The sequence below is a fragment of the Neisseria sp. P0021.S006 genome (assembly GCF_051956895.1).
The window spans coordinates 1-541 of sequence record NZ_JBQCWZ010000992.1; the positions used below are offsets into that span (position 1 = coordinate 1).

1 protein-coding gene is annotated in these 541 nt (G+C 45.3%); it reads left to right on the forward strand.

Annotated elements, in window-relative coordinates:
• The first annotated feature begins 10 nt into the window (after positions 1-10).
• On the forward strand, positions 11-541 hold the full coding sequence (locus ACTHUM_RS18340; protein WP_440403727.1) for a YceI family protein: 531 nt from the start codon (positions 11-13) through the stop codon (positions 539-541).

Genomic DNA, 541 nt, shown 5'->3' on the forward strand with positions numbered 1-541 from the left:
GTGTTCGGCCATATTGGCTTCTGCTGCGTCTGCCGCTGTTTATAAAGTGGACGAATTCCATGCCAATGCCCGCTTTGCCATCGACCATTTCAACACCAGCACCAACGTCGGCGGTATTTATGGTTTGACCGGTAATTTGGAATTTGACCGTGCCAAACGCCAAGGCTCAATCGATATCGTATTGCCTTTGTCCAAACTGCAAACCGGTTCTGATCACTTTACTCAACATTTGAAATCTGCCGATATTTTCAATGCAGACAAATACCCTGAAATCCGTTTTGTATCCACCAAATTCAATTTCAACGGCAAAAAACTGCTTTCCGTTGATGGCAATCTGACCATGAACGGCAAAACTGCGCCGGTGAAACTCAAAGCCGACAAATTCAACTGCTACCAAAGCCCGATGGCAAAAGCAGAAGTGTGTGGCGGCGACTTCAGCACTACCATCGACCGTACCAAATGGGGCTTGGATTATTTGGTGAGTGCCGGTATGAGCAAAAAAGTAAACATTAATATCCAAATCGAAGCAGTGAAACAATAA